Annotated in this window: 19 protein-coding genes and 1 tRNA gene; 8 read left to right on the plus strand and 12 right to left on the minus strand. The window is 44.8% G+C overall.

Going from position 1 to position 21177, the window contains the following annotated elements; all coding sequences use genetic code 11:
• Positions 1-22: 22 nt before the first annotated feature.
• From pheS to thrS, 5 genes are all read right to left on the minus strand, one after another.
• A complete protein-coding gene (gene pheS, locus B3850_RS08105) occupies positions 23-1003 on the minus strand; it encodes a phenylalanine--tRNA ligase subunit alpha (RefSeq protein WP_286911617.1) in 981 nt (326 codons plus the stop codon).
• Positions 1004-1137: 134 nt separating this feature from the next.
• Positions 1138-1491: a 50S ribosomal protein L20 gene (gene rplT / locus B3850_RS08110; RefSeq protein ID WP_053953835.1), complete on the minus strand. Its 354-nt coding sequence runs from the start codon at positions 1489-1491 to the stop codon at positions 1138-1140.
• 14 nt (positions 1492-1505) lie between these two features.
• Positions 1506-1703, minus strand: a complete 198-nt coding sequence (gene rpmI, locus B3850_RS08115; protein ID WP_053953836.1) for a 50S ribosomal protein L35 — start codon at positions 1701-1703, stop codon at positions 1506-1508.
• A gap of 73 nt (positions 1704-1776) precedes the next feature.
• Positions 1777-2322 (minus strand): translation initiation factor IF-3, encoded by a 546-nt coding sequence (infC, locus tag B3850_RS08120; protein WP_129496489.1) that lies wholly within the window; start codon positions 2320-2322, stop codon positions 1777-1779.
• A 22-nt stretch (positions 2323-2344) separates the two neighbouring features.
• Positions 2345-4258, minus strand: a complete 1914-nt coding sequence (thrS, locus tag B3850_RS08125) for a threonine--tRNA ligase (RefSeq protein ID WP_286911618.1) — start codon at positions 4256-4258, stop codon at positions 2345-2347.
• On the opposite strand from thrS, the gene B3850_RS08130 reads away from it, so the two are divergent.
• Entirely contained in the window at positions 4257-4379 is a 123-nt protein-coding gene (locus B3850_RS08130) for a hypothetical protein (RefSeq protein WP_286911619.1), read from the plus strand. The two genes, thrS and B3850_RS08130, sit on opposite strands and share 2 nt — an antisense overlap.
• 76 nt (positions 4380-4455) lie before the next feature.
• On the plus strand, positions 4456-4665 hold the full coding sequence (locus B3850_RS08135) for a CPXCG motif-containing cysteine-rich protein (RefSeq protein ID WP_053953839.1): 210 nt from the start codon (positions 4456-4458) through the stop codon (positions 4663-4665).
• Here B3850_RS08135 and B3850_RS08140 read toward each other — a convergent pair.
• Positions 4659-5267 (minus strand): riboflavin synthase subunit alpha, encoded by a 609-nt coding sequence (locus B3850_RS08140; protein WP_286875365.1) that lies wholly within the window; start codon positions 5265-5267, stop codon positions 4659-4661. The two genes, B3850_RS08135 and B3850_RS08140, sit on opposite strands and share 7 nt — an antisense overlap.
• 30 nt (positions 5268-5297) lie before the next feature.
• Between B3850_RS08140 and B3850_RS08145 the strand changes: the two genes are divergently transcribed.
• From B3850_RS08145 to B3850_RS08155, 3 genes are all read left to right on the plus strand, one after another.
• Positions 5298-6341: a DUF3080 domain-containing protein gene (locus B3850_RS08145; protein ID WP_286875363.1), complete on the plus strand. Its 1044-nt coding sequence runs from the start codon at positions 5298-5300 to the stop codon at positions 6339-6341.
• A gap of 98 nt (positions 6342-6439) precedes the next feature.
• Positions 6440-6516, plus strand: a tRNA-Val gene (locus B3850_RS08150).
• Positions 6517-6733: 217 nt separating this feature from the next.
• The gene (locus B3850_RS08155) at positions 6734-7732 is read left to right on the plus strand and encodes an NADP-dependent oxidoreductase (protein ID WP_286875362.1); all 999 of its coding nucleotides are present in this window, start codon (positions 6734-6736) and stop codon (positions 7730-7732) included.
• Between the two features lie 94 nt (positions 7733-7826).
• On the opposite strand, the gene B3850_RS08160 is transcribed toward B3850_RS08155, so the two are convergent.
• The 4 genes from B3850_RS08160 to B3850_RS08175 form a co-directional block, all read right to left on the minus strand.
• The gene (locus tag B3850_RS08160; protein WP_286911620.1) at positions 7827-8267 is read right to left on the minus strand and encodes a helix-turn-helix domain-containing protein; all 441 of its coding nucleotides are present in this window, start codon (positions 8265-8267) and stop codon (positions 7827-7829) included.
• A gap of 286 nt (positions 8268-8553) precedes the next feature.
• On the minus strand, positions 8554-9000 hold the full coding sequence (locus B3850_RS08165; protein WP_286875358.1) for a hypothetical protein: 447 nt from the start codon (positions 8998-9000) through the stop codon (positions 8554-8556).
• A 58-nt stretch (positions 9001-9058) separates the two neighbouring features.
• A complete protein-coding gene (locus B3850_RS08170; RefSeq protein ID WP_286875356.1) occupies positions 9059-10174 on the minus strand; it encodes a helix-turn-helix transcriptional regulator in 1116 nt (371 codons plus the stop codon).
• Positions 10175-10228: 54 nt separating this feature from the next.
• Positions 10229-10894 (minus strand): hypothetical protein, encoded by a 666-nt coding sequence (locus B3850_RS08175; protein ID WP_286875355.1) that lies wholly within the window; start codon positions 10892-10894, stop codon positions 10229-10231.
• 110 nt (positions 10895-11004) lie between these two features.
• On the opposite strand from B3850_RS08175, the gene B3850_RS08180 reads away from it, so the two are divergent.
• Genes B3850_RS08180 through B3850_RS08190 form a run of 3 tightly spaced genes read left to right on the plus strand, consistent with a single transcriptional unit; the run spans position 11005 to position 15487 of the window.
• The gene (locus B3850_RS08180) at positions 11005-13026 is read left to right on the plus strand and encodes an AAA family ATPase (RefSeq protein ID WP_286911621.1); all 2022 of its coding nucleotides are present in this window, start codon (positions 11005-11007) and stop codon (positions 13024-13026) included.
• 16 nt (positions 13027-13042) lie between these two features.
• Positions 13043-13546 carry a hypothetical protein gene (locus tag B3850_RS08185; RefSeq protein ID WP_286873780.1) on the plus strand — a complete coding sequence of 168 codons (504 nt, stop codon included), beginning with the start codon at positions 13043-13045 and terminating at the stop codon, positions 13544-13546.
• Between the two features lie 9 nt (positions 13547-13555).
• Positions 13556-15487, plus strand: coding sequence for an FG-GAP repeat domain-containing protein (locus tag B3850_RS08190; RefSeq protein ID WP_286911622.1), 1932 nt, complete (start codon positions 13556-13558; stop codon positions 15485-15487).
• Here the strand turns inward: B3850_RS08190 and B3850_RS08195 are convergent.
• Positions 15459-18572: a UvrD-helicase domain-containing protein gene (locus B3850_RS08195; protein ID WP_286911623.1), complete on the minus strand. Its 3114-nt coding sequence runs from the start codon at positions 18570-18572 to the stop codon at positions 15459-15461. The two genes, B3850_RS08190 and B3850_RS08195, sit on opposite strands and share 29 nt — an antisense overlap.
• A gap of 14 nt (positions 18573-18586) precedes the next feature.
• A complete protein-coding gene (locus tag B3850_RS08200) occupies positions 18587-21175 on the minus strand; it encodes a PD-(D/E)XK nuclease family protein (RefSeq protein ID WP_286873794.1) in 2589 nt (862 codons plus the stop codon).
• Positions 21176-21177 lie beyond the last annotated feature (2 nt).

The following is a 21177-nucleotide window of genomic DNA, read 5'->3' on the forward strand; positions in this document are numbered from 1 at the left end:
CAAATGCCTTCTGAATTCTGGATTAGTTGAATTGTTTTAAGAAACGTAAGTCGTTTTCGAAAAACGCGCGCAGGTCGGTTACGCCGTAGCGCAACATGGTTAGGCGCTCAACGCCCATACCAAAGGCAAAGCCGGTGTATTTTTCCGGGTCAATGCCAACCGCTTTCAACACGTTAGGATGCACCATGCCGCAGCCCAGTACTTCTAACCATTTACCGTCTTTACCCATGACATCCACTTCTGCTGAAGGCTCTGTAAATGGGAAGTACGACGGACGGAAACGCACTTGCAATGACTCTTCAAAAAAGTGAGTCAGGAAATCTTCTAAAATGCCTTTTAACTGCGTAAAGGATACGTCAGTGTCTACCATCAAGCCTTCGACCTGATGAAACATTGGGGTGTGGGTCTGATCGTAGTCGTTACGATAAACGCGACCAGGCGAAATAATACGCAATGGTGGCTTTTCCACTTCCATAGTACGAATTTGAACACCCGAAGTCTGAGTACGCAGCATCGTTGAGGGAGTAAAATAGAAGGTATCGTGGTCTGCACGAGCCGGATGGTTCGCCGGAATGTTCAATGCATCGAAGTTATGGAAACCGTCTTCCACTTCAGGACCTTCTTTAACACTAAAGCCCAAATCACCAAAGAACTGTTCAATACGGCGAATAGTCTGCGTAACCGGGTGGACACCACCAACCGCAGAGTTACGTCCAGGCAATGTGACATCAATACGCTCTGCTTCTAGCTTGGCTTTTAGCTCTTCGGCTTTTAGCAACTCTTTGCGTGCATTGATGCTGGTTTGAACCTGTTGCTTAGCTTCGTTAATTTTTTGGCCGGCTTCGCGACGCTCTGACGGGTCAAGTTTTCCTAAGCCTTTTAACAGCTCTGTTAATTGGCCTTTCTTTCCCATGTATTGAACACGAACGTCATCCAACGCTTGCGGGTTATCCGCATTGGCGATGGCCGTTTCGGCTTGTGCGACGATTTCCTCTAATTGCATTGTTTCCCTCAACACTGACAATAGGCTTTTATAGCGTGATTTTTAAAGGCGTTATTCTATCAGAAAAACGATCAAAAAAGGGAGCCTAATGGCTCCCTTTGAAATCTGTTTAAACGAACTTAAAAAGTCGTTGTTTACAGTGCGCCTTTCGCTTTCTCAACCAAAGCAGCAAAGCCGTTTTGATCGTGAACTGCGATATCAGCAAGGATCTTGCGATCGATTTCTACTGATGCTTTCTTAAGGCCGTTGATAAAGCGGCTGTAAGACAGACCGTTTTGACGTGCCGCAGCGTTGATACGCACAATCCATAATTGACGGAATTGACGTTTCTTGTTGCGACGGTCACGGTATGCATATTGACCAGCTTTAGTGACTGCCTGTACCGCAACGCGATAAACGCGACTACGGGCACCATAATAACCTTTCGCCTGCTTCAGGACTTTCTTGTGACGCGCTCTCGCGATTACACCACGTTTTACTCGTGCCATTTGCTAATCTCCCCTTATGCGTACGGTAACATACGATCGACTAATTTAATGTCCGCTTCATGGACCATGCTCTTAGCACGCAGCTGACGCTTACGCTTAGGAGTTTTCTTAGTCAGAATGTGACGCAAGTGAGATTGCTTGCACTTATAACCGCCTGAAGCAGTCTTTTTGAAGCGCTTAGAAGCGCCTTTGTTTGATTTCATTTTTGGCATGAAATTAAACTCCGCATTGTTGATTGAAAGTGTGAAAGGGTGAGACAGCAAGCTGCCTACTTGTAAACCACGATCACTTCTTAACCGGTGCCAGAACCATAATCATCTGGCGACCTTCGGCCCTTTTAGGGAACGACTCAACAGTTGAGATTTCTTCTAAGTCCGCTTTAACACGGTTTAGCAATTCAATACCCAACTCTTGGTGTGCCATTTCCCGGCCACGGAAACGGATAGTGACTTTAGTTTTGTCACCTCCCTCGAGGAAGCGACGCAGGTTGCGCAGTTTTACCTGGTAGTCGCCCTCATCTGTGCCAGGTCGGAATTTAACTTCCTTAACCTGAATCTGTTTCTGCTTTTTCTTTTGCTCTTTCTGTTCTTTACTCTTCTCGAAGAGGAACTTGCCGTAATCCATTAAGCGGCAGACAGGTGGCTCCGCGTTAGGGCTCATTTCCACCAAATCAACACCAGCTTCTGCTGCTGCATCAAGAGCCTCGTTAATACTGACGACACCAGCTTGTTCACCATCGGTTCCGATTAAGCGAACTTCATCAACGCCGGTAATTTGGTCGTTGATACGGTTTTTATCTGCAGCTTTTTGAGTTCTTTTTCCGCCTTTAATGGTTTATTCCTCCAACTAATTATTAAATTTTGCGTGTACGTACTTCGTCTTCAATTTTTGCAATGAAGTCTTCCAGAGCCAGTTTACCCAGGTCTTCACCGCTACGAGTACGAACCGCAACCTCGCCAGCTTCGACTTCTTTGTCGCCGACAACCAGCAAATAAGGAACTCGTTTAAGAGTATGCTCACGGATTTTAAAGCCAATCTTCTCATTTCTCAAGTCAGCCGTGGCACGAATTCCCTTTTTATTCAGTGATTTTACCACCTTTTTCACATAATCGCTCTGATTATCGGTGATATTCATCAAAACAACCTGTGTCGGTGCTAACCAAACCGGGAAATGTCCGGCGTATTCTTCAATAAGAATACCCATAAAGCGTTCCAGCGAGCCCAGAATAGCACGGTGAATCATCACCGGAGTATGACGCTCGTTGTCTTCACCCACGTAGGTCGCTCCTAAGCGGCCTGGTAGTGCAAAGTCCAGCTGAATCGTCCCGCACTGCCACGCACGGCCTAAGCAATCGAACAAAGTAAATTCAATTTTCGGACCGTAGAATGCGCCCTCGCCTGGCAGGTATTCAAAGTCGATATCGTGCGCTTTCAGTGCGTCGGCCAAGGCTTTTTCACTGCGATCCCAGGTTGCATCGTCGCCTAAACGCTTTTCAGGACGCGTTGACAGTTTTACGTCGATTTTGTCGAAACCAAAAGTTTCATAGGTCTCGTAAACCATTTTGATACAGGCTGCAACCTCAGGCTGAACTTGGTCTTCAGTACAGAAAACATGCGCGTCATCCTGAGTAAAGCCACGTACACGCATCAGACCATGCAATGCCCCCGAAGGTTCATTTCGATGGCACGAACCAAACTCTGCCATGCGCAACGGTAAATCGCGGTATGACTTAAGCCCCTGGTTAAAGATTTGCACGTGTCCCGGGCAGTTCATGGGCTTAACGGCATATTCACGGTTTTCTGAAGCGGTTGTGAACATCAAATCAGAGAATTTCTCCCAGTGACCCGACTTTTCCCACAACACACGGTCCATCATCATTGGACCTTTTACTTCTTGATAGTCGTACTCACGCAGTTTCTCGCGCACAAAGTCTTCGAGTTCACGGAATATAGTCCAACCATTGTGATGCCAGAACACCATACCTGGCGCTTCTTCCTGCCAGTGAAATAGATCCTGATTCTTACCAATTTTACGGTGGTCGCGTTTTTCGGCTTCTTCCAAGCGTTTCAAATAAGCTTTTAATTGTTTTTTGTCTGCCCAGGCAGTGCCGTAAATACGCTGCAACATTTTATTGTCAGAGTTGCCGCGCCAATACGCACCCGCCATTTTCATCACTTTAAAATGCTCGCAGAACTTCATGCTAGGCACATGCGGGCCACGGCACATATCAATGTATTCTTCGTGATGATAAAGCGCCGGACGCGAGTCGGTTGGAATGTTCTCGTCTAAAATCTCAATTTTGTAGGGTTCGTGACGATCTACGAAGGTTTCACGCGCCTCTTTCCAGCTGACATTCTTTTTAATGACCTGGTAGTTGGTTTTCGCCAACTCCTTCATCCGCTTTTCAATTTTCTCTAAATCTTCGTCGGTGAAAGTATGGTCAACGTCGATATCATAGTAAAAACCGTTGTCGATAACCGGACCAATCGCCATTTTCGCGTCTGGCCACAGCTGCTTAACCGCATGACCCATTAAATGCGCGCACGAGTGACGAATAATATGCACGCCGTCATCGTCTTTCGGTGTGACAATCTCTACTTTGGCGTCGTGTTCAATCATATCGCAGGCGTCGGCCAACTCACCGTCGATGCGACCAGCAACAGTCGCTTTCGCCAGACCAGGCCCGATATCCATAGCGATATCCATGATTGAAACCGGTTTATCAAATTCGCGTTGACTTCCGTCAGGGAGAGTAATTACAGGCATGAAACTTCCTTCCTATCCAGTGGTGACACCTACCAAGTGCCACATGCTCTATTTATTGAAATTTGGTGCGTTCGGTACCATCGAACGCAAGCCCCGTACTATAAAACAGCAAGCCATTTAGAGCAACTTAACTGGCGTATTAAGCTATTTAAGCCATACTTACAATAAGCTTAATTTTTCAAGCGAAGGGGCTATTTATGAACGAAGAGAACCTAAAAAGTGTGCCAGTGAAATGTCCGCATTGCGGCCACAATACCTTTTTAGATATTGATGCTTCCGAGGGAAACCAGGACTACCAGGAAGAGTGCTCCGCCTGTGGTGATCTCATTCACGTGCAATTACAGGTCGACGAAATCAACCAACAGGCGCGTATTAAAGTCGACGGCAATGACGAGCAGTTTTACTGACGCTTCGCCAGAACACGCTCAACCGTATCGACCGTTGTAATGGTTTGCTGGTCAAGCTCAATGTTGACTTCTGAGCCCACTTCGCACTCACCTAAGTTGGTAATGCGCAACGTTTCCGGAATAAGGTGCAGTGAAAAACAATTTCCCTTAACCTGGCCAATGGTCAAACTGGCGCCATTAACGCTTATAAAGCCCTTATCGAACAGGTAACGGCTATGCTTTTCTGGTATTTGAATCCACATAGCACAGTTATTTTCCAACAATTCCACGTCAGTTACTTTACCTGAACAATGAATATGTCCCGATACACCATGGCCGCCAATTTCATCACCAACTTTCAGTGACCGCTCAAAGTTAACCTTGTCACCTTCTTTCAACTTGCCTAAATTCGTTAAACGCAGGGTTTCATCGATAACATCAAAATGCACCTGCGTGTCACTGAATTCAACGACCGTTAAACAACAGCCGTTAATAGCGATACTGGCACCAATGGCTAAGTCTTTTAAAAATTTAGGTTCAGTTTCGACCACAATATGTCGAAAAGAAGCTTGGTCAGAGACCGAAAATATCGTAGCTTGTGTTTGTACAATACCTGTAAACATGAACCACCCGTGTGACAAGGAACCGGAGAAATGACTCGAAGTGTACTTATTTTTAAGCCCGTTGGCTATGCACTCATTGCCTTTAGCGCACTGGGAATGGTCGCTTGCTCTGACGACCCCGGGTTAACCGAGTACGCGGACAAACTGCACAGCAACGTGCATGACACACTTGAGTTACCGGCCCGCTCCATCACTCCAGAGAAGCCAGTGCTGCAGTATCCTGCAAAAAGTGAGTTAAAGCGTGACGTTGAACGCACCAGCCTCGGCTTTATGGACAGTATGCGTCTGAATCATTGTCGGCTGGGTCAGGAAATTGCGGAAAACAACAGCTCGCTAGGCAAGTTAAAAGACGGCTTCAGTAAATACCATGCAGACTTAACCATGATACAAGCGTTGGAAGACTGCATTAAACACCCTGAGTCCGCTAACGTAAAAACGCAACTAGAAGAAGCACTAGCGCACAAAAAGTCGCAATTAAACGCCAGCCTGGCCAATGCCTTTGCGTTTGAAGACGGCCTTCGCAGAGCCTTGTCCGTTGGCAACAATTCTCTGCCGAAAATTCATGTTACCGAATATAACTACGCTGTTAATGCTCTGGAGCGTTTCACCCGCATTTTGGAGCGTTGGAACTATACGAAAGAAGCGGATGACCCGTCCGAAATGATAAAAATGCTGGGGCGACTTGAGCGCAGTAACTATTTACCCGACTTATTCAGAACCATGCTGGACTACGCCCACAAACTGGATGCCATGCGTGATCAGTTACCGGAAATTCCAGAGGCCCTGCACTGCCCTAATGGCAGCGTCCCCCAAAAAGCGGAACAGTTAAGAGACTCATTTAACAACATATACATTAAAGAAATGCAGGGCGACATTGCAGAAGTTATTGAGCAACATCAGCGCCTGTTAATGACACTGGAAAACCTTCAGGGAATAGCGCCACAGCCAGCGCTGAAGGACTATATTGCAGAGCTTGGTAAGCTCAGCAAAGTGTTGACCGATGCCACCGTTCACTTTGTTCGGCCCTGGCAGCGTTTTTACAGCGCGTGTAACTTCACACCTGCGCCTGACTAGAAATTCGACAAACAGTCACTTTTTGCAAAAAATGACTTGCACGAGCGGCCGCAAATAACTAATATACCGCCCGTCTTCACGACATACCTCAAAAATGTGCGTCCTTAGCTCAGTTGGTTAGAGCGCTGCCTTGACATGGCAGAGGTCGGTAGTTCGAGTCTACTAGGACGCACCACTTTTCTAAGCTTTAACATCACGCTTCTTTTTAATTAATTTTTAACGTTTCTATTCAAACGAACAGTAGTAGCCTCGAGCAATGTAAGAGTTTTCTTACTAAATCATTTTTTCTAAACAGAGCTCAATAAATTCAAACACCTGTTTATTTTCCTTTTACGTATACAAACCACAGCGTTATGCTAACGGCACATAATAAAGACGTAATAAGGAACAATATGACAACTTACAAAGCGATTAACTTGGTTAAGCGCCCGAATCCGGGGCCGGTCAATGCGGATATTTTTGAGGTGGTTGAAAAAGAGCTACCAACAGTTAACGACGGTCAGTTTTTAATTAAGCAAACCCACATGTCGTTAGACCCAGCCATGTTTGGCTGGATGAGTCCCGATACCGAAAGTTACATTCCACCGGTCGAGCTGAATACCGTCATGCGCAGCTCGGGCGTTGGTGAAGTGGTGGAAAGCAAGCACGCGGATTTTTCCAAAGGCGACCGTGTAATGGGCATGATGGGCTGGCAACAATACGCGCTAAGCGACGGTCAAGGCATTAATAAAGTACAGGCCGACGTGCCCGACGAAATGGTGTTATCCGTTTTTGCCCTACCTGGCTTAACCGCCACACAAGGTTTATTTAACGTCGGCAAACCTAAATCTGGTGAAACCCTTGTAGTCACCGGTGCAGCTGGCTCGGTGGGGTCCATTGTCGGGCAGCTGGCTAAAGCTGACGGCTTGCGGGTAATTGGCGTGGTCGGCAGCGACGAAAAAGCCGAATGGATAACCAACGAATTAGGTTTTGACGGCGCTATAAACTACAAAACTGACGACTTAGATACCAAGCTGAAAGAGCTAACGCCTGACGGCGTTGATTTGTACTTTGAGAACACCGGCGGCCCTATTCAGCATCATGTAATGCAGCACATGAATGCCCACGGCCGTATTGTAGTGTGCGGCATGATAGCCGACTACGACAAAGCCGAACCAGCGCCCGGCCCAAGCTGGATCCCGATTATTAAAAAGCGCTTAACGATTCAGGGATTCACCATGCCGGACCACTTCCACGAAGTGCCTAGCCTATTGGAAAAACTCACCCCGTATGTCATGAGCGGCAAAATCAAATACCGTGCGCACACGTTGGAAGGCCTAGAGTCCGCCATCGACGGTCTGAACCTGTTCTTTAGTGGTGATAATAAAGGGAAGTTGTTGGTTAAGCTGTAGCCATTACCAGAGCGAAGTGCGCATTCGTATCAAGTCATAGTAACGGATGCGCATACTCTCTTACGACTGCATATTCCTCTTTGGAGAAAAGCACCTAGCCTACCCTCTCCCAATGATTATGTATTTCTTGCAGCAATATTTTTTCTTCCGCTTGTCGGGCTTCAACATCAGCTAATAAGTCTAAAAAGTAGCTAACAGGGTTATTCTTATATCGACTCTCAGCATACAAAGAGCGCAGAGCTGCATCTGTTGTTCTAGGAATAACCGATTGCCCTTTTTCATATCGTGCAATAGTTTGCTCGCTTACGCCAAACCGTTTCCCAAGTACTTTTTGTGAGAGATTAAGCTCTACTCGTAAAAATTTAAACTCGCTTTTAGACAGTGACTTTTTATTAGCAATAATGCTTTCAGCTATCGCTTGGTGTAAGCCGTCAATATCCTCAATGCTTGTGCATTCTTCGCCACCGATAATCGCAGCAGTGTAACCATTTTTGAGAAAAACATTCGGCAGTCCGCTTTCAGTGTAATGATACATATAACCCCCTAATGAACCCAAACAGTAACAAGAACTGACAGTGGTGATTTATCTTACCCGCCGAAAACTATCAAAATGATAGCTATCATTTTGATACCCTCCCTGTGCGTTGTCAAATTGTTTCAGAACCAAGAAGAGAAGGATAATTGACGGAGTAGCTTCTGGTTTCAATTTACGACACGTCGCACAGCAAAGTTAGTCCATATCGGAAATAAAAAAGCGGCTCAAAAGAGCCGCAAAACACACGACTAAAAGCAACGCGCACAAACGTTCACTTCATATTTAACTAGTGATTTTCTGGAAAAAAGATGGGGGCTACACCGTCTGCATATTCGGTGTCACGCTTGAATTTACGTGTTTTTCCGTCGCATTTAACTTCAATTGTCTGAATACGGTTATCTTTATCATAGCTGGTCGAGACTTTTGCCTCTGCTCCTGAGGAGCTTACCGAAACATACTCAGTCCCATTATGATATGAAACCTCCAGGGAAAACTCTGGAGCTTCAATCGTTTGATCAATAGTAAGAAACTCAACTTCATCATCTAGGCTGAGTAAATAATTAACGTGGTACTCATAACCGTCAACATCGAAACTCCCATCGTAATCAGCCGGTATAACGCACTCAACGTCGTGCCAACCTTGTTCGGGACCTAAATCAAGTTTCGGGTGGCGTGAAAAAACAGTTCCCATTCCAGTTTGTGACTGATTAGCTAGAGAGGCAAAGTCGTTCATAAGCATCCTTTTTCGTTACTAAGTTACGAGGTGAAAGATACCAACAAAGCACGACAAGTTAAGTCGCACTAATAGATTTTGCGTCTTCTACTTTAAAATTTTTATCCTTAGGCACATCTGGCTCATCATTTACTGCGTTGTAATATGCCCTTTTAACTTCCTCTTCAAACTTAGTTTTAAACTCAGGCGGACCAACAACTTTTAAGTACGGAGCGCGTGCCAGCAGCCACTGTATTAAGTTCAGATTATAAGGAACGTCAGCTTTAAGAAGCTTAAAGTTCTCATTACCGGGAATATCTTTCATTACCTGATTATCGCCTAAGTGAGCATCTTCAACTTCGCGCTGCACAGCTTTAAAAACCTTTAACTCCAACGTAAACGGCTCACCATATCGATATTCGAACATGTGTCTGTTTTGTTCGTCGTTAATATCGAATTCGCTCGGTCCTTTTGGCTCCTCGAAGTTTCGTCTTTTTACCTGAATAATCCGCGAAATTGGAAAGCGGCGAAACTTGCTCTTTTCTTCTTCAGAAGCTGGTTGATAAGCAACTAAATAAGCGACATTACCTCTAAAAAATATAGCTTTGGCAGTAACGGTTAAGTGCTCAAACGTTTTATCACCACCATGTTTTTTGTATTTCATTTCTAAAACTGAATTCTCGAGTGCTGCTTCTTTAACCGTGGTGTAAATATCTTCGTTAAGAACAGGCGCTTTTAGCCAGTGAGAGGGGTTGGCAACTTTAACTTTTTGATACCAACGGCCTATAACCCCTTGGTCACTCTCAATTAATTTTTTTGCTTTTAGGAACGGTTTATTTAACTGAGTCATAATTTCTGGCGGAGCTGTGGCAGCCAATTGTTTTTCTGCCATTACAATAGCCAGCGCTGCTGCGTAGTTGTTATCTTTAAGCGATAAAAAGTCTATATGGTCAACACTCCAAACAGCTGCTTTAGGTCCCCGGGCTTCCGAAACAGTATGAAGCCCCATCACCCCGTTGAAATCAGTTAAATCTCTTTGAACACTTCTTTTATCTATTGAATACCCTTTGTTTTGCAACTCCTGACAAATTTCAACAGCTGTTGCATCTTGACGGTGCAGAAACTCATACATCGCGTAAATTCGCTTAAGCGTTTCTCTGCTCTCTTTTGAGCTTTTTGATTCGCTCTTACTCATAAACACCTCGTTTGTTTAAATTAACCTTAACCTATACTAGCTGTCGCACCCACTTCAATAAAAAATGTTATTGAGTAAATGCCAAAACATGCGTGCAGGAGGAGATATATTGCTGTCGTTAATTGCTTGTTTATTTTTATGCTTACGCAGCACATCAATACGAGCTTTAGCTGTCTCGCTGTATAAACCTCGGGGATACTTTTCCAGATGCTTTTTATAATCACTAACACTCTGAGAGTTCTCAATGCGCTGCCATGCTCGGTACTCTTTCCTGTTAATTGGATGAGACTTCTCCAACGCAATTTCGGCATTCTGCGGAGAAATAGTTGCCCAAGCAGCAAGACACCCACCTACTTTTTGAAAGTCAGTTCTTACATTTTTCAGCTGCAGGTTAGTGGCAACATTGACCAACTGGTTCGTTACTAAACTTGTCTCCCCCCTTGTATCAGTGGTGTAGTTACTGTGAGTATAAGAGTGCACATCACTATATATATTCTCAGCCAATGACTGTTTAGCCAGACGAACAATATCTCTCTCAGCCTTACGGCTGTGACGTATACCAATTTTGCTAACTAAATACCGTCGCTCCCTGTCCGCCATGACCCAATTCGGGTCTTCAACATCAACAACTGAACAATAGTTATACTCAGGTCCACTAACAGAGCACGCACTAATCACAAAGCCCACAAAGACAGTAAAAAACGACTGTAGCAAACGCATACAAGCTCCTTAATTCGATCAAGTCATGCAAGATTAAAGAATCACTGCGTCATATTTTGTCGCACTCACACGGTAGTATCCTCAGCACACGGTCAATAAAGAGGATAGATATGAACGCAACATTAACTGTTTCGCCTGCCCTGCCACAGCTACCAGTCACTTTTGAAAATGTTGATCACGACAGCTTTGAAGCTAAGTGCGCACCGCTGAGCTTTTTCTGGTTAGCCCGTGCCTTTAATTTGAGCGGCAATGAGAAAAGCAAAGAAAAACTAATGATGCGTATCCGTCATTTGACCAAGCTTTATAACTTCCCAAATGACTTGTTTGAACAATTAGTTAAATTTGGCGATGACAAAAACGTCGACTGGGCTCCTCGCATACCTGAAATTGTCGGTGTGAGAGCTCTGCAGCGCCAGCTAGAGTTAAATGAGCAAGAGTACCGTATTCTTGTGTTTGCGTTTTTAAGCTCTCACTCGCGCTTAATTGGCACACTGCGAGAGTTCATTGAAAAGACTTTTTCAAATGAATCGCAGCTCGATATAGTTTGTAAGCTTGTCGGTATTGACCGTGCGCAGTTCTCTGTACTAACCAGTGACCAGTCAACTATTGTACAGATGCACCTAACCGGCCCTGCACCTTACTCTTTCCATATGGAGTCGATGGAGCGATTCTATATGCAAGAAGACGTGCTTGCTCGTGTTATTACCGCCAAGTCTGTTGACGATGACATTCTGGCTGGACTGCTTACCCCAAGCTCTCCCGCCAAGTTGAGCATTGATAACTTTGACCATATCGGCCAACGATTACAGTTATTAAAGGACTGTGTTGCTGATGCCACGAATAAAGATGGAAAACCACTATCGGTTCTGTTTGTTGGTAAACCAGGTTCAGGTAAAACCGAACTTGCTAAAGCACTAGCGGCCTCTGTCGACGCTTCTTTATACGAAGTTGCTGTTGTAGACGACACAACCCGTAAACAAGAAAACTGTGCGTACCGCTTAGGTGAATACTCTCGTATGTCAAACATGCTCAACAACGCACCTAACTGCCACATTTTGTTTGATGAAGTAGAGGATGTTTTAAATGAGCGCGAAAATGAAAACCGACGTAAAGGCTGGATAAATCAAACTCTGGAAAAGCGCACTGTTACAACCTACTGGGTTTGCAACAGTGTCGATGAGTTTGATGACGCGTTTCTGCGTCGCTTTGACTACGTCTTATATATGCCAACGCTTAACTATCGCTCGCGTGTACGCATGATGAATAATGCGTTCGCCAAACATGGTATTAGCGAACAACGTATTCACGAATTGGCTGCTGCGCGCATTAGTACGCCCGCAACAATTGAACGCCTGACTCAATTAGCTGACCGTATCAATCATGGAAGTTTAAGCGCTGACCAAATGTTGGATATGACTTTTCCTAACGCACCAAGTTGGTACAGCGATGAGCTCGGTCCGTTCAAAGTCGAACACTGTCAAGCTCACTCAGAACTTCCTTTACAGCAGCTTTCTGCTTTGTGTCAGCAAAATCAAAACGTACGTACACTTATTACTGGCAGCAATGGCAGCGGTAAAACAGCACTAGCACGCTACCTATGTTACGAATGCAATCACAGCACTCGCTTTTATACTGCCGAAGACTTTCTAATTGGCGATCCGGCTGTTTTTCTTTCAGTTATAGAAAATGCTTTCGAGCAAGCTTCTTTTAAACAAGAAATGCTTGTGATAGATGAAGTTGACCAGTTGCTAGTAACAGCCATGCGCATTGTTCCAAACCCAGATAGTTTTTCGCGCTGGTTAGCTACACAGATACGTGACTTTCGTTACCCACTAGTTATGACACTTAGCGAACCAAGAGCACTTAGCGAGTACACAGTCGTCAATAATGCATTTGACCTGTCACTGCAGCTTCAAAGCTGGCCCTCAGAGTTACTGCAAAATTTTTCTGATGAATTTGCCAAGGCCAACAATCTGAACGCTGTTCGCGTACCAGAGCAACTACAAGCAACTCCTCAACAACTGATTAAAGCGTTGCGCCAGTGCCGTTTGCACAGTGACATGAGTTATTTAACGCAAGCGTTAAGTGGAAAAAACAAAAACACCATCGGTTTTTTAGCGCGTGTTTCTTAAACACAGGAGTATCAATATGAAAACAATCCAAAGCTTATTCATGCTATGCGGCGTCAGCATCATCGCTGCCTGTTCAAGCAGCAATAGCATCCTCGACACCACCGCCAAAGATCAGGCTTTATACAACGAGTATATCGCTGATTGCACCTTTAAAGACGGGCAAACAGCAGCACCCAAGTGGATTTGTGGTTACCCCATTGACGATTATCCCGTTACCGAGACTGGTTATTCCGAGTCAGGTAGCGAGTCAGAAGCGAAAGCCAGAGCGCTGGTTAAACTAGCCGGGCGCATTCAGACAGTTGTGGAAAACGAAGCCACGTTAACCTCTACCAGCACTAACCGCCGTAGCGATAAAAGCTTTGAAGAGGTCAGCCGGCAGTTCGTCAAAGAGCGCCTGAACAACACCCGCGTGCTGCTGCGCATGGTCGACCCATCCACACAGGGGCTACATGTGTTGGTAGTGGCGGAAGAGGATGCGTTTGATAAATCTTTACGTAGCGCTATGATGAAAAGCGAATAAGGAGGTTTTATGTCCCTGTCAAAATCGAAAGTCTATTATGTGATAGCTATTAGTTTAGGCACTCTTACCGCTTGCGGAGGAGGTTCAAGTGCATCAAATGACTCGGGGACACAAGCCCCTGAGCCCGACCTGGTCGCTTTAGATACGCTTCCTTCGATTAGCGCTACCGAAAACAAATCAGAAACCATCGATATATCCTGGACACCTGGAGAGGAAGCTGAGTTAAATATTTCTCAAGAATCGTCTCCAGCGCTTGGGCTTACGCTGGAGGGAACGTCGTTAACAGTCACCTTGCCTGAGGTAACCGACGATGTCAGTACTGAATTTACAGTAGAACTCATTCAGGATGGAAACACCGTTGATGAGCAAACTGTGACTGTAAATATCGATAACGACCCTCGTCAGTTATATGCTGAAAATTACGACGATTACCGATTAGCGGAAGAGGTTGCGACAGAAACCGATAGCTGGCGGTTGGAAAACATCGGTATTTATGCGGAAACCATTACGCAAGATGGCGAACCACAAACAGTTTGTTACCCTACGCCGGAAGACTGCCGTGAGTCATACGCCTTTTATGAAGGTAACGCCGACTATGTGAGAGGTGACTTTAACGACGATGGGCATACCGATGTAGCCGTTAGTATTGTTTATTTCCCCCATACACTGCCACGAGATATTACTGAGTACCCTGCTCGGGTAATGATTTTTGAAAATAATGGCGACGGCACGATGAAGCTTAATAATAGTATCATTGCCGACTACGAAAATATTCATCGGTTTTCTGCTTACCGAATTAAGTCAGCCGATTTTAACGGTGACGGTGTGCCTGATATTATCGCCAGTTCGTTATCACGTGTAACAGACGAATGGGTCGAAGAACGCTCGCAACATCAAAATGCACCAGAGCTTCCCCTTTTGTTACTAAGTAATGGTGAAGGGCAATTAGTCGATGCATCTGATCAACTGAACTTACATATGAGTATCGAAGACGGCTATTCAGTAGGCCACAATATGTCTGTAGGTGACATCAATAATGACGGTCACCCGGACATTTATACCGGCCTTTCAGTATTGTTAAATGATGGAAATGGTATGTTTACTGATAAAACGGACGCCTATTTCACCGCCGATGAGCAATGGTCCCAACCTTTTGCTTCTGCCCTAGGAGACATGAATGATGACGGGCACACAGACTTAGCGATGTTTGATTACCGTCAGGTGTTTCCCGAACCTATAAACATTTACCGCAACCAACTCCTTCTAAGTGCGTCCAGTGGCGCATCTCTTACCATGGTGAATCAACCGACCATTATTCCGTTTCCAGAGGAGTATTGGGGGGCAGACAACAGCCATACAAACTATGCCATTATGGGCGACCTGGCGGAGGACTACCCGGGCGACGAGTTAGTCATAGCACAAACACGGCGCGACCCCTATTACGATGGTCGAGTCCTTAGAATGTTTGCGCTCGACGAACAAGAGAACTTGGTTGAGTTAACCGATAGGCTAGAAAACAATGATCTGCGTCTGGGATCAGAGCATCATGGCTACGTATCCGGTGAGGGCTCGTTACACCTTATGGATTTCGATAAAGACGGTACTCTTGATATTGTTGATGTGACTCAGGGTGGCAGCTACTGCAACTCAGAAGAAAACTGCCAACAAGAACTTGCGGTATTTCTGAACCAGGGGGACGGAACCTTTGTTTATAACCCTATAACCAATATTCCCTCAATCACCGAATACAGCTTCGAAGGGTATAATTTTGAAGATAACGACTTACCAAACTTAGGCACTTCTTACCCTGTTGACTTAGGACACTCTGACGGCTTTAGCCTCTTGTCGAGAGTGGGAACTGTTAATCCTGACCTACTTAAAGAAGGAGATGAAGAGCAAATGATTTGGTACATCATGAATCGCAAGCAGAATGGTCTTTAACGTTAACTAAGGTGCCACTGCTAAAAGCATTTAAAACCAGCGCTTGAACAGAATAACCATTTCGTTCAAGCGCTTCTTTATAGGTTTTAAGTTGTCCACCGTAAAAACGTGCAAGCTCTTGTTGTTTGTCCGGCGTTTTAGCTCCCTTCAATTTGTGGTCGATAACCACTAGACCCGCTTCCGTTTCCAGCAATAAGTCGATACTGCCTTTGATACTCTGATTGGCCTCATTTTTAGCCGTTACCGGCATCTCGACCCAAACGTTCTTAGGTTTAAACTGCTCTTTCACGCAAGCAACAAATTGCTGTGCCTGATTTACCAGTTTCTTTATTTGGGCTTCATCAGATGTGAACGGAGCCAAGAGTCTTCGGGCGACCAGTTCGACGTTTTTATCTGTATTTAGCACAATAAAGCCTATCAGTTGATGAAGTGCATCGCCTAGTTTTGCGGTATTCAAACTGCCAGCTAACCTCAACGCCTCGCCATATTGCGATGACTCATCTACCTCTACCGGCCCACCAATATCAGTCGCTGAAGGATGAATATATCGAGGTTTAAGCTCTTGTTCACAATGCCGCACAAAGGGTAGCTGGAGGTCTTCATCAACAGTATTCTCTATTGGCCAATTTTCACTCACGTCACTAAAACTATAAGCATCCTCACTCAGTAATTGCTTGAAGCTATCTTCGGGCGCTTTTCCTGTGTCAATAAAAGACAGATAATTTCTCGCTCTAGTAAAAGCAACATAAAGCAAGCGGTGATTTTCATTGCGCGTTTCTTCTGCTCGCTTTTTACCGAACTCAGTTGCATGCAAAAACGCTTTCACCGTTTTTTTCTCAAGCTTAGTCGACGCATTTGCTGCATTGTAGCGTGGTAAAAACTGTACCCAACGCCCTTTAAGCGGCTTATCGATATAAAAACTATCGGAATCATTTTTTGCCGTCACGCCAAACAGTCTATCCCTAGGGGATTTCTCCATGAACTCCAAAATAACGCATGGCCATTCAAGTCCCTTTGATTTGTGTATGGTCAACACAGATACTGCGCGCCCAGTAGAAATTCCTTTTATATCCTTCATGTCCCATGCTTTTTGTGCAAGATAGCGGTTTAACCCTTCCATTGTCACCGGCAACCCGTAAGAAACAGCCTCTTGCTCATAACCTTCTACCAGCTTGTAAAGCGCATCAATATTTGCCAGCCGAAGCTGAGTGGTAAACTCATTGTTATCCCATTGGCGAACCGTTTCAGCTATCGCAAAATTATTAAGTGCTTCCGTCAACAATTCCGTTGGCGATAGTTGTGCAGTCTTCTTTCGTATGCCAGCAACTTTTTCCATGAGCCCAGTATCTAGGAGCCGCCCTGGTTTCTCTGTGTCTTCTAACAACTCACCAAGCCAATCATCAAGACCTTGGTTTTTAACAATACTCCTTATTTCCGCATAAGCTATTTTATTGTCATCGCCAGAAATTAACGCCATAAAGGCACGTATTAAAACCACTTCGGGCTCATCTAACAGCCCCGGCTGTTCACATTGAGCTGGTATTTTTGCCTCGTTTAATATTTTAGCCAATTCCTTCGCATCATCATTTGAATACGTCAGAATACCAATGTCGTCCCACCGCATTGGCCGCTCAATATCGGTATGCTTGTCAAGCACTAATGGTCTGTTAGCAACAAATAATTTCAATTTGTTTGCGAATGCTTGATATGCCGCCTTCTTTCGTCCGCTAACCGAAAAGCTAAACAGTTCGGGATTTCCACAGCTTGGCTTTCGCTTTAACTTATCCCAAACTTCAAGCTTGGTTTGTTCTTCACCAAAGACAGGGTTAAAAGTATCATTGCAGTGCTCGACAATAGTTTTGGTTGACCGACGAGAAGTCTCGAGCTTATCGATTGTTATACCTTGGCTCTCTAATTCGTTTTGGAGTGCAATCATCAGTTCAGGATCAGAGCCGCGGAAGCCGTAAATAGCTTGTTTTAAATCACCTACAAATACAGCTTTATCAACAAGTTCGGTGAGCTTTAAGTAAATTGCCAGCTGCATAGGGTTGGTGTCCTGAAATTCATCTACCAGCAACAACTTAAGCTCTTCTTTTACAATTTTTTGCACTGCAGGATTATCCAACAGCTCAAAAAACTGGCGTTCAAGGTCACTGAAATCGAGGACACCTCGGTTGTCTTTAAGTTCTCGATATCGGCTCAGGCTATTAGCTGCCACTTCATACGCTAACTGAATAAAAGCTTTAATATCAGCTCGAAACGCACCAAATTGTCCCAGTTTTGTTTGTAAATTTATAAAAGGTTCAAAATGTTCAGCGGCCTTCGAAGGAACTTTTATAGACTCTAAATGAGACCATTTGCTGCACCATCGTTTATTTTTCAGATCCCGTAGCAAGGCCTTAAAGTTTTTCTGCTCTTTTGTTTTTTCATCAATACTTGAGAAGTCAGCCAGACAGTCTCCCGTTACGCTATTTATAAGACCTACCGTTAGAGTCTTGTCGACTTTTCCGCAAGCTTCATCAAGTAATTTGTTGTAGAGCGCCCAACTACGCTCTCCCATACTCGGCAACTCAACCGCGTCAATGCCATTAGCCGTCGCTTCACTAGCTATCTTTTTTACATAGTCTATGGGGCCATCGTCACGAGATGAGTCACCAGTAATGCTCAGTTTACGACCCAAGCGACTTAATTCTTTTATTTTATCTGGCTCTTCCTCATCTATAGCGTTGAGAAACAAGTTGTCAGCACCAACTTCGTCTAGCACCTCTACATCCGGGCTTAACCCCAAGTCAAAAGCAAACCGCTTCAAGTATTCGCCACACAAGCTGTGTAATGTGCCAATACGAGCTTCGTTTATGAGTAACGCATTATCTTTCGCACGCGCTGAGCCATCCACTGTTTCTAAAAACTTAGCGCGCACACGCTGCACTAGTTCTGCTGCTGCTTTGTTGGTAAAGGTAGTAGCAAATATTTGAGACGGCTTAACGCCTTTATCATTTACAGCATCAAAGAGCAGCTCTGTAATTTTATAAGTCTTTCCGCTGCCGGCACCGGCGTTAATCATCTCTATCTTGCTAAAGTCCATGCCTTATTACTCCTTTATTCTGCCGTTGCCTTCGGCCACCCCAATAAGTAGCGGTAGTCTGAGTACTTGTCGCCAACTCGCTCTTTGTCGCTATTTGCTTCTCTATACGCCGATATAATGCCTTTCAAGTCATCATCTTCAGGATAGGTAACACCTGCTATTTCATCGCAGCCTGGGTTATTTAACTCTATTTCGCCACGCTCCAATTGTTCAAAGCGCCATGCCGCAAGCTCATTCGTTGTCTGCCAAGACTCGGCTATTGAGCTGAATTTAAAGTCCACCTGAGTAACACCTTGCCCCTGTAGGAAGTCGTTATTGCGAAGCAAGAAGGCCTGATCTTTAATTATAAAGTAACCGACTTCAGGCCAGCGCTTTTTACTCTGCTCGTAAATACTAGCGTAAGTATAAAGCTGCACCGCACAGCCACCCTCTAGAGTTTCCTTATGTTTGTCTCCGGAGTTAGACCATTTAGCATCAAGCACCATCACATTGCCATCTTCTTTTTCCAGGAGTAAGTCAATACTGCCTGTTGCCTTAAATGTCCTGCCAGCAAGGTTTAGAGGCCAGTTTTTAACGCTTAATTCAGGCGTAACCTTAATAACCCCCGACTGTAGAAACGTATTAACCAGCGACGTTAACGCTTTTATCGCTTGCTCTCTTACTGACTGCAAGTCGTAGTGTGCCCCGGGCTCTAAGAACACTAACGCGCGCTGTTTAAAAACACGTTCGTGATGCTGTTCTTCCCAGCTTTCCAAATCTATCCATTTGTCAGGTGTCGGATTTTCCGTGAAATAGGCTTCGAATAACGCATGCGCGTATATCCCCCTGGCTCGGTTATCAACTGCAGGTAGCTTAATGTCATAGTCACGTAGTTTTGTACTGTAATTCAGCACAAAGTCAGACGGCTTAAATATCAAGCGTTCTAACCGAGACGCCGACATGTCACTGGCAATAGGCAGTGCTTTGTTAATACGGCCGACACGGGCATAAGGGTATAAAGACTCAGTGTTATAGTCTTTGACAACAGCTTTGCTGTTTTGCGTAGCTAAGTAGTCACTCCACGACTCGTGAGTCAACTTATGTAGCACTGACAATTCGTCAAACAAGGGGTGCGTTAACGCCTCATTGTCAAAGTCCACAATAAGCAACTCTTTGCTCGTTTGTTCAATAAACTGATTCCAGCTATTGCGCTGCAACTTAAGGTCATGTTCCCGAGAAAATACATCGTAGCTATCAGACAGCGCATCAAACTCAGGTTGATACCAGTCGGGCAATGTATACCCGGGTAAAGAATAAGGTCCCACCCACAGGGTAATATCAGGACTCGTTGATAAGTGCCCCGGCCGCATAACACCATGACAGGACGTAGTGCGTCCTACTTGTGCAAGCGGCTCCATCATAGGCATCTGCCCTACGCCAAGCTCTTTTAAAAGTTTTGTCCACTGGTTTTGACTAAATTCAGTTGTTGCCGTTGTCAGCACATCAAGAATAACGTTGCACTGACGAGCAAACTCGCGGTAAACCGGTTGCTGAACTTTTAGCGCCTTTAGACGCAAAGCCTCAACAGCTTTTTTAATTTGCTCGGCATTAGGCTCCGGCTCCTCTATGGCGGCTAACCATTCTTTTAGTTCAGGGTTTTGCTGAAGCACGTCTGTTTTGGCTTCTTCCCATTTTTCATTCCCGATACCTAAACTTGAAACTAGTTTATTTGCTAAAGTTTTAGACTCTGCTCGGTTTCCCAGCCACAACGGATGCTTAAACAGCGTAACCAGACATTCGATGGAATAGCTGCCGCTCAGCGTGTTGAGCATTGCGGGAACAATCTGAGTAATTAAACGAGTATCAACTTTCGTTTTAAAGCCTGCGGAAGGCTGCGAGTATTGACCAAGAGCTTGATCAATTATTGTACCGTATTCGCTAACGACCAATATATCGTCGGCACTTTTCCCATTTAGAGATACATACTGAGCGGCTATGTCAGCAGCATCAATAACTCCACCTGCAGATATAAGTTTAACATTCGATTTCTTGCTCGCTTGAGAGTCCGCTAGCGGTAACTCTTTCATCGCTACATTTTTATCAACCAGCGCACAAAAGAGTTGCTGCCAAATGTTTGGAAGTAAATATTTAGGTTGAGCCAATACTAATCGATTTAGCTGAAGCTGACAGCCTTGTAGCCGCTCAATACACTGCTCAATACGTAAAGCGTCACTTTTACCAGCTATTGTGTCACAGGCCTCGTTGTATAAATCGGTTAAAAAGCCAAACCGCTGTAACCTCTCATCCTTAAGAGCCTCACCTCGCCAGCCAATAAGCGTTAAACCATCGAACCACGACATTACAACTCGCGCAGTTGCTATTGGATTTTTTTCAAACGAGCGACAAATTGCCTTATTCGTCTTAGCGTGCTTACTGAGTATGCGATAAAACGCAAACAAACGCTGTTCAGGTTCAAACTTTATAATACCTAGCTGTTCTTCAAGCCACGCTATTAATGCTGAACAGCCCATAGTATCGCTACCGACTGCGCCATTGGTACAATTAAACATTGGCTCAATAAGATCTTGATTAGCTAAATAATCAAAATGAATGACACGTTCCATCG

The organism is Idiomarina sp. UBA4520 (genome assembly GCF_002388365.1).
Lineage (GTDB): Bacteria > Pseudomonadota > Gammaproteobacteria > Enterobacterales > Alteromonadaceae > Idiomarina > Idiomarina zobellii.